This is a genomic window from Desulfobacter sp., from assembly GCF_050177295.1.
Genome location: NZ_JBFXHE010000070.1, coordinates 1 through 14582, shown reverse-complemented (window position 1 = coordinate 14582; position 14582 = coordinate 1). Strand labels below are relative to the sequence as shown.

General features: G+C 50.4%; 10 protein-coding genes. 1 reads left to right on the top strand and 9 read right to left on the bottom strand.

The features are described from left to right. Positions 1 to 80: 80 nt before the first annotated feature. The 3 genes from AB7U36_RS07530 to AB7U36_RS07520 are packed head-to-tail and all read right to left on the bottom strand — an operon-like array spanning position 81 to position 3674. On the bottom strand, positions 81 to 1442 hold the full coding sequence (locus AB7U36_RS07530; RefSeq protein WP_428159175.1) for a sigma-54-dependent transcriptional regulator: 1362 nt from the start codon (positions 1440 to 1442) through the stop codon (positions 81 to 83). Further along, positions 1439 to 2188, bottom strand: coding sequence for a hypothetical protein (locus AB7U36_RS07525; protein ID WP_428159174.1), 750 nt, complete (start codon positions 2186 to 2188; stop codon positions 1439 to 1441). Before AB7U36_RS07525 ends, AB7U36_RS07530 begins: the two co-directional genes overlap by 4 nt. A 22-nt stretch (positions 2189 to 2210) precedes the next feature. Continuing rightward, positions 2211 to 3674, bottom strand: a complete 1464-nt coding sequence (locus AB7U36_RS07520; protein WP_428159173.1) for an ATP-binding protein — start codon at positions 3672 to 3674, stop codon at positions 2211 to 2213. Between the two features lie 349 nt (positions 3675 to 4023). On the opposite strand from AB7U36_RS07520, the gene AB7U36_RS07515 reads away from it, so the two are divergent. Next, positions 4024 to 7779 carry a two-component regulator propeller domain-containing protein gene (locus tag AB7U36_RS07515; RefSeq protein ID WP_428159172.1) on the top strand — a complete coding sequence of 1252 codons (3756 nt, stop codon included), beginning with the start codon at positions 4024 to 4026 and terminating at the stop codon, positions 7777 to 7779. A 55-nt stretch (positions 7780 to 7834) separates the two neighbouring features. On the opposite strand, the gene AB7U36_RS07510 is transcribed toward AB7U36_RS07515, so the two are convergent. The 6 genes from AB7U36_RS07510 to AB7U36_RS07485 form a co-directional block, all read right to left on the bottom strand. Further along, the gene (locus AB7U36_RS07510) at positions 7835 to 8470 is read right to left on the bottom strand and encodes a flavodoxin family protein (RefSeq protein WP_428159171.1); all 636 of its coding nucleotides are present in this window, start codon (positions 8468 to 8470) and stop codon (positions 7835 to 7837) included. A 160-nt stretch (positions 8471 to 8630) separates the two neighbouring features. Then, entirely contained in the window at positions 8631 to 8834 is a 204-nt protein-coding gene (locus tag AB7U36_RS07505) for a DUF6485 family protein (protein WP_428159170.1), read from the bottom strand. Between the two features lie 172 nt (positions 8835 to 9006). Next, positions 9007 to 9861 (bottom strand): hypothetical protein, encoded by an 855-nt coding sequence (locus tag AB7U36_RS07500; RefSeq protein ID WP_428159169.1) that lies wholly within the window; start codon positions 9859 to 9861, stop codon positions 9007 to 9009. 83 nt (positions 9862 to 9944) lie between these two features. After that, complete coding sequence (locus AB7U36_RS07495; protein ID WP_428159168.1) at positions 9945 to 10307, bottom strand: hypothetical protein; 363 nt, start codon at positions 10305 to 10307, stop codon at positions 9945 to 9947. Positions 10308 to 10527: 220 nt separating this feature from the next. Beyond that, positions 10528 to 14385: a two-component regulator propeller domain-containing protein gene (locus AB7U36_RS07490; RefSeq protein WP_428159167.1), complete on the bottom strand. Its 3858-nt coding sequence runs from the start codon at positions 14383 to 14385 to the stop codon at positions 10528 to 10530. Continuing rightward, the coding region (locus AB7U36_RS07485; RefSeq protein ID WP_428159166.1) for a hypothetical protein at positions 14386 to 14582 on the bottom strand (197 nt) is incomplete at its 5' end.

Below are 14582 nucleotides of genomic sequence, written 5' to 3'. Positions count from 1 at the left end.
GAATTTTACATAAATGATATGGAAAATATGCCATTAATCTCAATTTTTGTAAAGTATGCATTATCTGCTTTAGAAGCGCCTTATTTATAGAGGATGGGATCATTGTCGTACTTTCTGACCTTATAATGCATGGCCCGTTTGCTGATACCCAGGAGATCGGCCGCATCTTTTTGAACCCCCCTTGATTTTTTCAAGGCCCTTATAATGGTATCCTTTTCGCTCTGTTTAATGGAAAAATCCTGGGAATCGGGCAGGTCGACAGTCAGCACCGCATTTTCCCTGATGCTTTCAACCTGAAGGTCCCATGGTTCAATAACCTGGTTTCGGCACAGAATCGCCCCGGCTTCAATGGTATTTTTAAGCTCCCGGACATTACCGGGCCAGGGATGTTCTTCCAGCACTTTGACAGTGGCATCGGAAATACGCAACCGGTCAATACCCTGTGCCTGGGCATAACTGTCAGCATAAAGACAGGCCAGGTGATAAATATCTTCTTTTCGCTCCCGCAAAGGCGGAATGGTCAGTGTGACGCCCTTAAGCCGGTAATACAGATCCTGGCGGAAGCTTCCCGCTTCGATGGCCTGGGTGAGATCAGCGTTGGTCGCTGCAATCACCCGGCAGTCCACAAGCGTCTCTCTTACCGCACCCACCTGGCGGATTTTTTTATCCTCCAGGAATCTTAACAGGCGGCATTGCATATCATGGGAGATGTTGCCGATCTCATCCAGGAAAAGGGTGCCGGAGTCCGCAGCCTGGATAAGCCCGACCTTGTCCTTGACGGCATTGGTAAACGCCCCTTTCAGATGGCCGAACAATTCACTTTCAAGGATACCTGCCGGTGTTGATCCACAGTCCACCACCATATAGGGCTGTTTACTCCTCGGGCTGTTTTGGTGAATACATCCGGCAATACGTTCCTTGCCCACCCCGCTCTCACCGAGAATGAGCACGTTGACCGGGGTGATAGCCACCTTTTTCACCATGGTATAAAGATCCTTCATGGCTGCGGATTTTCCCCAGTAAAACCCGGATTCAACCAGGGGTATAGCGTCTGTTCCCGCACCTGTGCCGCGCAGGGCCATCATGGCATTAATTTTATTAATCAGCTCCAGGCCGTCAAAAGGCTTGGAAATATAATCGGCAGCGCCAAGTTTAATGGCATCCACAGCATCCGGTATAGTGCCGTAAGCAGTCAGAAAAATCACCGGCAGATCCGGCAGGAACTTACGGATATCCGTGAACAATTCCATTCCGCTTTTCCCCGGCATTTTTATATCTGAAACCAAAAGATCTATGCCTTTCTGTGCTTTGAGTATCTGTTCGGCCTCTGCCGCATCCTTTGCTTTCAAGACCTTAAAGTTGGATGCGGACAGCCTTGCGTACAAAACCTCCAGGATACTGGGGTCATCGTCAACAATGAGTATTTTGTGCGCTGCCGTCACTGGTTCTCCCTTTGTTCCTGCCGTTCCTTATCAATTTTCTCAAGCACGGTTATCTGATGCAAAAGATCGGTTATCTGTTGCGAAAGATCGCTTATCCGTGCCGCCTGGCCCATGTTCTGCTTTTCTAAGGCTTTGATTTTAAGCCCAAGGGAATCCATTTTTTTCTGCATGCTGAAACGCTCTTTTTTATAAATGTCCTGTCTGGCATCAAGGGCCTTAAGATTTTCCAAAATACCTGACCGCTCGGATTCAAGCAAAACCATGCCGTGGGCCAGGGCTCTCATCAGCATTTCGGGATGGATCCCGGACCATCTGTTGTGCCGGGTTTCCCGGTCGTCAGGGCGCTGGCCCCGGGCCGTTGAAATCCGGCAGGACAAGTGTGACGGTAAGAACCAAAGCTTCGCCACAGCCTTTCTAAAGGCCGGGGCATCTTCTGCAAGGATCATGTCAAGACAAACATTTCCATAAAAGCCGACCGTCTGAAGCTGAGCGTCACTTTCCCTTAAAGCAAGCTGTGAAAAAATCTGACGGGCAAGAGTATAATCTCCATTTAAATATGCTTTCTGGCCCTGTTTTTCCATGGTATCCAGGCAAATGACAGTGGTGGTGGATGTTATCTTGCACCCGTTAAAAAACACCCCGGCACACCCAATAAAAACCAGGCCCCCGGAAAAAAGAAGAAAACGATTGAACGTCCTTCCTATGAGCAAATGCAGACAAAAATCAGATATCCATGAAAAATGCATATAAAAAATCCTTACGGTTCATCTATTGATGAAACACCGGCAAAGTAAAGAAAAACGTACACCCTTTATCCTGCTTATTCTCCACAAAAATTTCTCCGCCATTGGCCTGGACGATGCGCCGGGCAATATTCAAACCAAGTCCTACCCCGTCCATGTGCTTGCGTACTTCCCTGGCCCGGTAGTATTTCTTAAAAATCAAATTTTTTTTGTCTTCGGGAATACCCGGCCCTTCATCACTGACAGCACATGTCAGAAAATGCTTTCCCGGCCCCCGGGTCAAACGGACATCCACCCGGCTGTTGTCCGGTGAAAATTTCAGTGCATTATCCAGAATATTTATGATGACCTGCATTATTTCCGTTTCATCGCCTTTGGCCATGGGAGCTTGTCCAAGGGGCTCAAATTCAGTACAGATGCCCCGGGCCTTTGCCCCGGGCGTAATACTTAAAATGGCGGATTGCACAAGTTGATTGGGATCAAAGGGTGCAACCTGTTTTTTCTCAGTCCCTGAAACCAGAACGGAAGCATCCAGAAGGTGGTTCAAAAGACTTGTAATCCGGGCAATCTCATTGGCGGAAATGGTCAAAAATTTTTTCTGTTTATCATTTACCGGCCCAAGGATCTCTTCGGTCAGCATATTCACAGATTCACGGATGGAAGACAAGGGACTTCTGATTTCATGGCTTAAGGTGGCAATAAAATCCGAGCGGATCTCGTCATCGGCTTTAAGCTGACGGTTCATATCATTAAACGCCGCCGCCAACTCCCCGAATTCATCTTTGGAAGCAATATCCATTTCATAGGTGTAATTATCATCAGAGACCCGCCTGAGCCCGGATTTCAATTTATTCAAGGGAACAATGATGGATCTGGAAATAAACAAAACGCCCATAATACCCACCAGTATTGAAATACCGAACCCGATCATGCAGTTTTTAACCACCTGGCGGCTTAAACGGTTGATCCGGATCAGTGCCTGCTCAATTCTGTCTTCATTGTCCTTTCTGGCTGCGGCAATGGCAGCCATCCACTGGTTCATCACATTGGCGTCAATCCAGGTATAATCCTTATTCATGGCTTGTTTCATGGATACACCCGACTGGATATAGCCTTCAAAGGTCTGATCAATGTCACGCCAGTATCCTGCAGGTGTTACCCGTCCTGTATCCAGAACAATGATCTTTACAAGGATCTTTTGGTAATTGCCCCTGGCGGTTTCAAAATAATCAAAATAAACAGCTTTTTTCAGCAGTTTCAATTTCTTGATATTGGCGTCCATATCAAGAAGGCTGTTTTTAAGATCCTGGGACAACACCGCAATCCGGTTGCTGATGCCGACAATCCGGGCAGAGGCATCGGACATTTCCCGGACCTTGATAAACAGGCCATAAACTGTGCCATAAAATATAAGGATAAAAAAGAAAAGAAGAATAAAAAGTTTTTTTGAAATACCTGGTGTCATGGGCATATTGTTAACATTCTGCATGGGTGAAAGCCTTTTTAGCATGCCCGAACAATCAAGTCAAATACCGGCCGGGCCGAGCGCGTTGAGAAACCTTAAGCAAAACCGCTACCACAGGAAGTCAATACATCAGGAACCGTATGCCTCCTATCTTCCGGGAATATGTGTCACCAGCCTGGCAAGCCAGCCCTTATTTTTTAGGTGATGGACCAGGGTTTTTCTTGACAAGCAGAAAATTTCCATCCTAAATATGTGGATCATATTCATTCACCATTGCGGACCTGGCCGGCCACACTTAAAGACCAGGCCCTTCCACAGGAACGGGGTGCCGGGAACAACGACACGCATGGCGCTTCCCGGAGGATAACCGGCCTTGACAGCACCCGGAAAAATGCGTCCCGCACATATCTGCCTGGGGGTGCTTGTATGTATCTGGCTCCTGGCGGCGGCAAGGATGCCTGCATCGGCCAGGTTTTCTGTCCAGCACCCTTTCAATACCTGTGCCTATAACAATTGTATAATCCAGGACAGGGACGGGTTTATCTGGGTGGGCTGCTCCAACGGCATTGTCCGTTATGACGGTTACGCCGTACAATTCACCAAGGCCGGAGAAGGCCTGCTCTCTTCACCCATTGCCTCCTGTATTTTCGAAGACAACCAGGGCCTGCTGTGGGTCGGCACCTCGGCAGGCCTGAACCGGTTCGATAAAAAAACCAACACCTTTACCTATTATGAAAATGATCCCGGGGATCCCCACAGCATCAGCAGCGGCCAGTTCAACTGGGCGCCCAGGACCATTGCCCAGGACAGAGAGGGTGTCCTGTGGTTCGGCACCCGGGCCGGGGTCAACCGCCTGGACAAGGCAACCGGAAAATTCACCCGGATCCGCCATGTCCCGGGGAACGCCAACACCCTCAGCCATGATTCTGTCTGGACCGTGACTGCGGGTAAAGACGGAAGGATCTGGATCGGCACCGAGGCCGGGCTGGACGCCTTTTCCCCGGAAACAAAGCAGGTGACCCGGTTTACCCATGATCCCGATTCCCCTTCAAGCCTGGGCCGGGGCCGGGTATATGCGGTGCTGGAAGATGAATGGCCTTTTATATGGGTAGGCACAAGCCATGGCGGCCTGAACCGTCTGAACCGGGAGACCGGCCGGTTTGTACGGTTTGAACATATTCCCGGCAATTCCGGCAGCTTAAGCCACAACTCAATTTACGCGATCACCAAAGACCGCAACGGCCTGATCTGGTTGGGACGTCCCTATGACGTGGCCGCAGGCCTTGAATGCTTTGACCCGAAAACAGAAAAATTTACAGTGTATAAGCACGTTGAAAACGATGCCCAAAGCATATCCGGCAATATCATCATGGGATGCTGCCAGGACCGGGCAGGCATCTTGTGGATTGTTGAAAACACCGGCGCCATAGACAAGTGGGACCCCAACCGGAAGCCATTTGACCAGTACCGTCACAGGAGCTGGGACCAGAGTGGCCCGAGTTCAAACGTCGTCACCACCATTACCGAATCCCATGACGGCAGCCTTTGGATGGGAACCCAGCTTGGGGGACTGAACCGGCTTGACCGAAAAACAGGACGGTTCAGGGTCTACCGGAAAGCCGACCTCAAAAATGCCGGCATTACCCACGACTATATTTTTTCCGTGCTGGAAGATAAGGAAAACAACCTGTGGATCTCAATGAATAACGGGGTGGTCGGACTGTTTGACCCTGATTCCGGCAGATTTGAAAAAGCGTTTGTCAACCCCTATACAGACGGGGTGGCGCGGGGCATGATCCAGGACAGGCTGAATCCGGACATCCTCTGGTTCGGCACAGAGACGGACGGAATGTTCAGGCTGAATAAACAGAGCGGAAAATTCACCCGGTTCTCCCATGATCCGGAAGATGAAAACAGCCTGGCCAGTAATGTGGTTACACGCCTGTTCCAGGAAGCGGACGGCACCTTGTGGGTTCCCACCCTGGGCGGCGGCCTGGACCGGTTTGACACTGCATCTGAAATTTTTGTCCACCATCGGAAGGACAAAAGCAATCCCTGGGCCATCAGCGGCGACATGGTGACGGACTGTTACCTGGACGGCCGGGGACGTCTCTGGATAGCCACAAGTGACGGCGGGTTGAACCGCCTTGACCCTAAGACCGGTAAATTCAGCCATTACGGCACTAAAGCAGGATTTGAGACTTACACCATCCGGGCCATTCTGGAAGATGACCTCGGAAACCTGTGGCTAAGCAGTGATTCCGGCCTGATCCAGTTCAGCCTCTCATCGGAACAGGTCATTGGCCGGTTTACAGACCAGGACGGACTGCTGGGGAATAATTTCAGCCTGTTTGCTTCCAGTGCCGCCAAAACCCGGGACGGAAAACTCTGGTTTGCAAGCCTTGAAGGGGTTACCAGCTTTTTTCCCGACCAGATCAAACCCAACCCCTATATTCCCCCAGTTGTTCTAACCTCCCTGCACATGCCCGGCATGGACCTCCCTACCCGGGCCTGCCCGGAAACTGTTGAACAGATCCACCTGAACTGGAGAAACAATTCCTTTGAATTCGAGTTCGCAGCCCTGAATTTTACCCAGCCCCTGAAAAATAAGTATGCCTATTTTCTGGAAGGGTTTGACAGTGAATGGAACCGGAGCGGGACCCGGCGCTACGGCAGCTACACCAACCTGCCCGGCGGACGCTATCTGTTGAGATTGGCTGGGTCAAACAATGACGGGGTCTGGAACCAAAAGGGTGCCGGGATTGTAATCCATGTGGAATCTCCTCCCTGGAAAACCCCTTGGGCATACAGCCTGTACTGTTCCCTGGGGTTTGCCCTCTGGCTCTGGGGATGGAAACTGACAGCCAGGAATATAAAAAAAAGGCTGGCAGCCAAAGAAGCTGAACTGGAAAAAGAAAAAAAGATCAATGACCAACTCAAAGCCCTCGATGGGATAAAATCCGAATTGCTTGAAAAAAAAATCCAGATTGAAAATAGGCTCAGGGAGCGCACGGCGGAACTTGAGGCGGAAAAAGAGAAGGCAGAAGCCGCAAGCCGGGCAAAAAGCGAATTTTTAGCCAATATGAGCCATGAAATCAGGACCCCTTTGCACCTGATCCTCGGGTACTCGGAAATGATTGAAAAACAGAGCAGGGACGATTCGATCATCGGGCATATTTCCACCATCCGCTCCGCAGGTGCCACCCTTTTGACCCTGCTCAACGATATCCTGGACCTGTCCAAGGCGGAATCGGGCAAGTTTACCGTGGAATATGCCCCCTTCAGCCTTGACCGCCTGTTTGAAGAGATACGGCAGATTTTCGCCGTCACCGCGGGGAACAAGGGGCTGGCATTTTGTATTGAAAAAAGCGACACCCTGCCCGGGGCCATTGTTCTGGACAAGACACGGCTGCGCCAGGTACTCATGAACATCGTGGGCAATGCCGTAAAGTTTACGGATCAAGGGTATGTAAAAATCAGTTTAGATTACCATGTGCATGGCCAGGGATCTTTGTTCTCTGAATTTTTATTCTCTGTGGAGGATACCGGTATCGGCATTGCCCCGGACCAGAAGGAAGTGATTTTCGAGCGGTTCAGCCAGCAAAAGGGACAGGATATCAATATTTACGGGGGCACCGGCATCGGGCTTTCCATATCAAAAAAACTGATCTCGGCCATGGGGGGCACCATAACTGTAGAAAGCACCCCTGGCCGGGGCAGCAGGTTTTCGGTATCCATTCCCAATGTCAAAACCCTTGACCTGCCGGACCAGCCGGAACCCGGCCCACCTAAAAAAGCCTCTGCCCCTGAACCCCAGTCTGCCCTGCCGGATCAGGACCTTTCCCCTGAAATCCTTGCAGCCCTGCCCGGTTTGCTGGCGCATCTGGAAACGGAGTTGAGGCCCAGGTGGGAAGAACTGCGCGACATTCTGGTAATCAGCAGAATCGAAGCATTCTCAAAGGATGCAGCCGCCCTGGGCACCCAATACCGGTATGAGGCATTAAGGCTGTGGGCCCAGCGGCTGAAGACCCTTGCCCAGGCATTCGACATGGCCCATCTGCCGGGCACCCTGGCGGAATTTCCGGGTATCATTGCGGAACTTGCGGACCGGATCCGGACAGCCCGATAGAACCCTGGGGCCAGGACAACCGTTTGCAGATGGGTGACTTTTCGTTCAAAACTTATCAACGGATAAAGTTGGTCATGGTCTTTGGCAGTGCTTCCGGTGCCGGAAGCTGTTCTTTTCCGGCCTCAATCACTTTCATAATCCAGGCCATGTTTCTGCCCAGAATTTCCATGATCTGTTTGCCTTCCCCGTCCTGCGCCATTTCCCCGGGGTTCATCCCGTGGACCACATTCCAGTAGTTTGAGGAGGGCATGATCATCTCTGAATAGTTGATGTAATGATTCAGGGTATCCACGGTAGGAACCCCGCCGGACCGTCGGACCGCGGAAACTGCCGCGCCGACTTTGTGACGGAAAAGGCCGCCGTTTACCGAGGAGACGAAAAAAGCCCGGTCAAGGAAGGACTTCATCGTCCCGGCAACACCGGAAAAATATACGGGAGAGCCCAGAAGGATGCCATCTGCCGCCTTCATCTTCTGAATCCATTCATTTACCGGGTCATCCTTCAGGGTACAGGCTTCATCCTGGTTCTTCACACAGCCGTAGCAGGCAATGCATCCCCTGACCTTTTCCTTGCCCACATGGACCAGTTCAGTATCAATCCCGGCCTTTTCCAGCTCGGCAAACACTGTACTCAAAGACCCGGCTGTATTCCCCTTTTTCCTGGCACTGCCGTTGAATCCAATCACTTTCACGATCTTTCTCCTTTGTTTGAGTTAATCCGATTATGATCCGTAATGAAACCAAAGACAGCAACAATGCGGGGCTAAAATGGGCGCACCAGGCGCTTCGTCCTCTTGTTTCCTGTATCTTGCCTCCAGTTTCTTATAAAAACCTGCTGAAATCAAATCAGGATCATACCTTGCCCTTGCCAACAAGCCCCGCAAAGGTTTCAAAAGAACGGTCCCAGGTCTTTTCAACATCGTCGGGGAAGCAGCAGGCCGGGAGCTGGCGCGACTTCAGATGATAGGCAAGGCATTCACAGCAGACGCCTTTCCGGCTGCAGGGCTCATAGGTACAATTGCATCGGCTAAGATTATTATCTTTGTTGCAGTCCATATTCATCCCTCCGTATCTTCATTTCTAAAGTTTTTTTCAAGGAATTGAGAAGGCCATAAACTTGATTTTTCTATCCTGTATGGATTCTAAGCAGGGGCTGATATTACCTTTTTCCCACCACAAAATCAATTACCGGTCTCAATTTGCCCTGGCAACCCGATACTGGTGCAGCTTATACTGCTCTCCGGGAAGGGTACAGCAGAGACGAGACCTGATGCTGTGGAGAATCACAGAAAACATGAATTATTGTAAAAAGTTTCGGTTTTTTTAGACAGCACCCCTCCTGTTCTGCAAACTTTTTTTTTGCTTCATAGTCTTGTTTAATAGTTTTCATTTCCTCAAGTTCAATTTTATTGAATACGGCGCCAACAGGATTTGAGGATATGCCACTTTCCATATCCTTGTTCATTCTGTCTATAAAAGGGGTCCCATTGCCCAACTCTCCAGGATATTGCGGATGTGATGCGGCATTTGAAAAAATTATATATAGAGGATTTGTACGTAACATCTTATTTATATATTTCTTTCTTGGTATGATGTTTTCGTCTGAATCATATCTTACGAAACCTTCCAGAATCATGCATGGCGTATCCGGGACTGCTTGGGTGAATGTTGTTTTATATTCACCGTCTTCTCCAACAAAACAAAAAAAAAGGTTAACATCAATTGATGTTTCATTTATGAACCGTTCGGATTTCAGTAGGAAAGGCGTGTTTTCTGATTTCATTTTATTAATGAGCACTCTCATGATCAGATACAGTGGAAGCAGGCACCTGTTATTACAGTCAATCGCAATATAATTGCCACTTGATGCCATTCGTCTTGTTGTTGCAGTATCAGCATGTCTGGCAATTATATTTATCGATGTAAATGAAAGCATTTCCTGATGCATCAGGAGTATCTTTCTTGAAAGTCTTGCGGAAATGCCATACAATTCTCTCAAAATTTTATAATCCGTTTTTTCTCTGAGTGGTCCGGCAAAGGTGATCTCCTGTTTTTTGCTTAACGTGAGCATATAGCTCTGCATTAAGAAGAGTTCATCTTCCGAGAATGAAAAATCAAAGTTGTAATCGTTTATAAAATTTCCAAATAATTTTGATGGATTGTCTTTTATAGCTCTATAGTTTTTTTTTCCTTTTCTATCTTTTCTATAAGTCTGGAAAATTCATTTATTCTTATTTTGCAGTTTGCTATAAATAATTTGTTATTAGCAAGTCTGGAGATTTCATAAGCTCTTATCTGGCAGGATGTATCTCCTAATAAGGGATCTAGGTTGGTAAATTTTCTTTCTATAATCGCCTTAAACGCGTTTATAAATAGTTTAGGAAACATTGCTGCCTGAATAAATGCCTTTTCCGCTTCCAGCGGCTTTCTCAGCTCGAACTCTGTTTTGAACGTCCCTGCTGGAAAAAGGATTTCGCTTGCTGTGACTGTGTTTTGTTTTTCTCCCTTGGTAAATTGAATCTGGTACATAAAATTTCTCCTGTTAATTTTTAAAATGAGTTGAAAAATACACCAGTGAAAATGGGTGCCAAAACCCAATGTCATAAAGTTAAACTACTTCCGGATTAAAACCATGAAGAGTATGCTGGCGGAATTGATTACCGGGGCGGGTTTCCCTTTTTTTCAGGATCCGGGACATCCCTTGACCGGGGATGGCCGTTTCAAGATCAGGAAAACCAGTCCGGCAATTCTAAGAACCGCAAGTTTGAACAAGGCCGGCGAGTTGGTCAATCAGGCTGGGAAAACATTTCAAGGTATCTGGAAGCGAAACCATATCAAAGGTTTTGGCCTGTTTGGACACAGCTTCCCCCCATAACCGCAGGGGGTCGTATCCATAGGCCTGGCCCAATTCGACGATCTCCCCGGCAAAGGCTTCAACATTGCCGATGATCATAGCGTCACTGAGATGCTCCCACCTGCCCAGCATCTCGTCCTTGAGCAGGATCAACAATGCCTTCAGTTTTTCAAGCGCCATGGGCGTATAGTCTTTGGCCGGTGGAAAGGGATCACGGACCTCCCCTTTCCCCTCGGCTTGTGCCACAACAGTATCCCAGGACATGGCTTTTGTCTCCCCGGACCCGCTCCTGACATTGGGAATGGACACCAGAAAACGGCTGCCCTGGCCAGGGGTTGAGTCCACCTCAATGGTGCCGCCCATGGCCTCCACCAGTTTTTTGGATATGGAAAGCCCGATGCCGGTTCCGCCGTAGGTATCAAAGTCCTGGCCCTGCTGCTGGCTGAACCTTTCGAATATCCGCTCCTTCTGGTCAGGGGCAATGCCGATGCCGCTGTCCTGGATGATAAAAAAAAGCGCTGAAAACCTGCCCCCTTTTTCAAAGCGCCGGTATCCGGCCGTGAGTTTGACAAATCCGGAGGCGGTGAATTTAATGGCATTCCCCGTTATGTTCATCAGAATCTGCCTGAGCCTGACCCTGTCCAGGACGATGCTGGCGGGCACCTCTTTTTCCATGTCCAGGGAAAATTCAAGCCCCTTGACCCGGGCCGTATTGGCATAGATCTGGTGGAGTTCCTTTAACAGTCCCCCAAGATTAAAGGCAGCATATTCCAGGGAAAAGCTCCCGGATTCCGCCTTTGACAGATCAAGGATATCATTGAGCAGGGCCAGAAGTGAATTACCGGCAGAACGGATGGTGGCCACATACTCTTTAATGGTCTCATCCTGGGCCTCTTTATGGATGATATCCGAAAACCCGATGACCACGTTCAGAGGGGTCCGGATTTCATGGCTCATATTGGCCAGAAACTCGCCCTTGGCCTTGCTGGCAGCCTCGGCCTTCTCCTTTTCAGCCTCCAGGGCCAGGGTCCGCTCCTTAACCATGTCTTCAAGTTTCTGCTTATTTTTGAGCAGTTCGTTCTCCATCTGGGCCTGCTTTTGGAGCAACTCGGATTTCATCTTGTCAATAACGCGGAGCTGCCCGATGACCTTCTTTTCCTTTTCCAGCTCCGCTGCCTGGATCTTGATTTTCTTTTTTACCTTCTTATGGGCGAGCCGCCAGCCCCCGGCCCAAATCCCGATGCCGGCAACACAGTAGGCCACATAGGCCCAGGTCCGTTTCCAGGGCGGTTTATCCACCTGGATTTTGATGGCCCTGCCCTGCGTGTTCCATACCCCGTTGTTGTTGCTGCCAAACAGCCGCAGGGTATAAGCCCCCCCGGGCAGGTTGGTGTACTTGCCGTACCGCCGGGTTCCGATCCGGTTCCACTGGGTTTCAAACCCTTCAAGAAAATAGGCATATTCATTGTTCCCGGGACGGGTGAAATTCAGGACTGAAAATTCAAATTCAAAAAAGTTTTTCTGCCAGGGCAGATGGATCCGCTGGATGGCTTCCGGGGCCCTTCCGGCGGGAAGGGGCCGCCCTTCCTGTTCAAGGGAAATCAGCCTCACCGGGGGGACATAGGGATTTTTCATAATCCGGTCCGGATGAAAACGGTTCACCCCTGAAAGGCCGGAAAACCAGAGGTCTCCCTCCCGGCTTTTCAGGGCACTGGTGGCAAAGACACTGAACCTGTCTCCCTGGAGTCCGTCTTTTTCCGAGTAATGGTCCAGGACCTTTTGGTCTTTGGTGTCAAAGAGATACAGCCCCTTATCGGAACTCAGCCAGAGCCGTCCCCTGTCATCCTCCAGTATGGCCCGTATGGCCCTGGAGGGCAGACCCTGGACCTCTGTCACAGGCGTAAACACCCCGCTTTTCCTGTCAAGAAGATGGAGGCCCCCGTCTTCGGTACTCACCCAGAAGCGGCCCGTTGCATCCTCATGGCAGTCATTGATATTGTTCCCCCGAAGGCCGTTTTTCCCTTTCATAAACCGGTGAAAGGTTTCTGTGGCTCGGTTGTAACGGTTCAGCCCATTTCGTGTAGAAATCCAGAGGATTCCAGTCTGGTCCTCAAGCAGGTTAGGCACCGCATCGTTGCTCAGACTCTGGGGATTGGCATGGTCATGGCTAAATTGCTGGAACTTGCCTGTCCTTTTATTGAACCGGAAAAGCCCGTTTTCCTGGGTGCCGAACCAGAGCAGGTCCGGATTAAGCCGGTCCTGAATAAGACCCCTGGGCGGCGCCCCGGCGACCAGGGGATTCTGGTAGGTCGCCGCCAGGGTCCGGTTTTCCCGGTTGTATACATTCAGGGACCCGTCGCCCGATCCCACCCATAACCGGCCGGCACCGTCTTCGCACACCGAATATACCGAAAAAAGGGCTGGAATCTCTTGTTCAACCGGACCTGCCCTGGAAAAGTCATCTGTCCCGGAATTAAAACGGGAAAGCCCGCCCTGGCTCCCACCGGCAACCCAGATGGTGTCCCGGCTGTCCTGAAAGAGCATGATCACCGAGTTGGATCCCAGGCTTGTGCTGTCCCTGGCATTGTGGCGGTAAACGGTAAACTGGTGGGCAAAACTGTCCCAGGAATCCACAGGACCAGTGTTTTCCGCCGTCCAGATGAGGCCCTGGCGATCCTTAAAAAAGTCCATGATCTTGTCTCCGCTGGGGCTCAGAGGGTTATCCGGATCATGGCGCAGGGATGTGAAGATCTCTGAATGGGTGTTAAAAATCTCCAGCCCCACAGGGGCAGTATAGGAGTGGGAGATCCAGATGTTGTCCTTGCCGTCGGGCATGAGCGCGTAGACATAATTGCTGGCCAATCCCCGGGCTTTATCTGGATCATGGATAAATTGCCGGGTCTCAAGGGTCCGGGGATCCAGGCGAAAGAGTCCGGCTCTGGCAGTGCCGATCCAGAGAAATCCCTCTGGCCCCTGGATGATGCAGTTAATGCACCCGGGTCCGGAACTTTGCGAAGCATCCGGGGATTGCTGTTCCAAACTCCCCAGGGAAATCCGGGTAATACGCCCTGTTTTTTTATCCAGGCGATTCAGCCCCCCGTCCTTGGTTCCGGCCCAGACCTTGTTCTCCCGGTCAACAAAGACCGTGGCAATATTCCCGTGGCTCAGGCTGTTGGGGTTCTCAGGTTCGGGAAGGTAACGGACAAAGGTTTCTTTAAATGGATCGTAAAGGTTCAGGCCTTTCTGGGTCCCGGCCCAGATCTTCCCGTCCCGGTCTTCGGCAATGGTCCTGGGGGCCCAGTTGAAAAAATCCGAACTGATGCTGGCCGGATTACCGGGATCATGCCGGAAATAGATAAATCTGTTCAATCTCTTGTCAAAGCAATTTAAGCCCCCCCCAGCGGTGGCCACCCAAATCCTGAAACCTGAACTGTCGGCAAACACACAGGGCGCGATATTGTTGCTGAGAGAATCCGGGCCGGATGAGAACCGTTTCATTTCAACCCCATCCCACCGGACCATCCCTTCCGGGGTCCCCACCCAGATAAACCCGTCCCGGTCCTGGGTAAGGCCGCAATTATAGGATCCCGTATCAAAGGGATGGGAGAACATGGTCCTGAAGGCCAGCGATACGCCCGGGCGGCAGAAAACCAGGACCAAAACCGGGATCAGAAACAAATCAAGGCGGCCCAGCCGTCCATGAAAGAGAAGAGTTCCCTTTTTACGCCGCTGTCCCCTGAAGAATACCGTCATCTATAGGACTTTTTGCTCCTCCGGTTTAAAATAGGTCAGACGGCTTTGGGAAAGTCCGTTCCGTATCAGGGACTGGAGCAGGGTGACTGCCGTTGTGGTGGGATCAATTACCGGGGCGGGTTTCCCCTTTTCTTTCAGGATCCGGGCCAGTCCATTGGCCACACCCAGCATGCCGGTGCATCCCAGGACAATGGCCT

Coding starts and splice junctions, on each gene's coding strand:
- AB7U36_RS07490 (WP_428159167.1), bottom strand. CDS start 14,385: ATGACGGTATTCTTCAGGGGACAGCGGCGTAAAAAGGGAACTCTTCTC.
- AB7U36_RS07520 (WP_428159173.1), bottom strand. CDS start 3,674: ATGCAGAATGTTAACAATATGCCCATGACACCAGGTATTTCAAAAAAA.
- AB7U36_RS07495 (WP_428159168.1), bottom strand. CDS start 10,307: ATGTACCAGATTCAATTTACCAAGGGAGAAAAACAAAACACAGTCACA.
- AB7U36_RS07505 (WP_428159170.1), bottom strand. CDS start 8,834: ATGGACTGCAACAAAGATAATAATCTTAGCCGATGCAATTGTACCTAT.
- AB7U36_RS07500 (WP_428159169.1), bottom strand. CDS start 9,861: ATGCAGAGCTATATGCTCACGTTAAGCAAAAAACAGGAGATCACCTTT.
- AB7U36_RS07525 (WP_428159174.1), bottom strand. CDS start 2,188: ATGCATTTTTCATGGATATCTGATTTTTGTCTGCATTTGCTCATAGGA.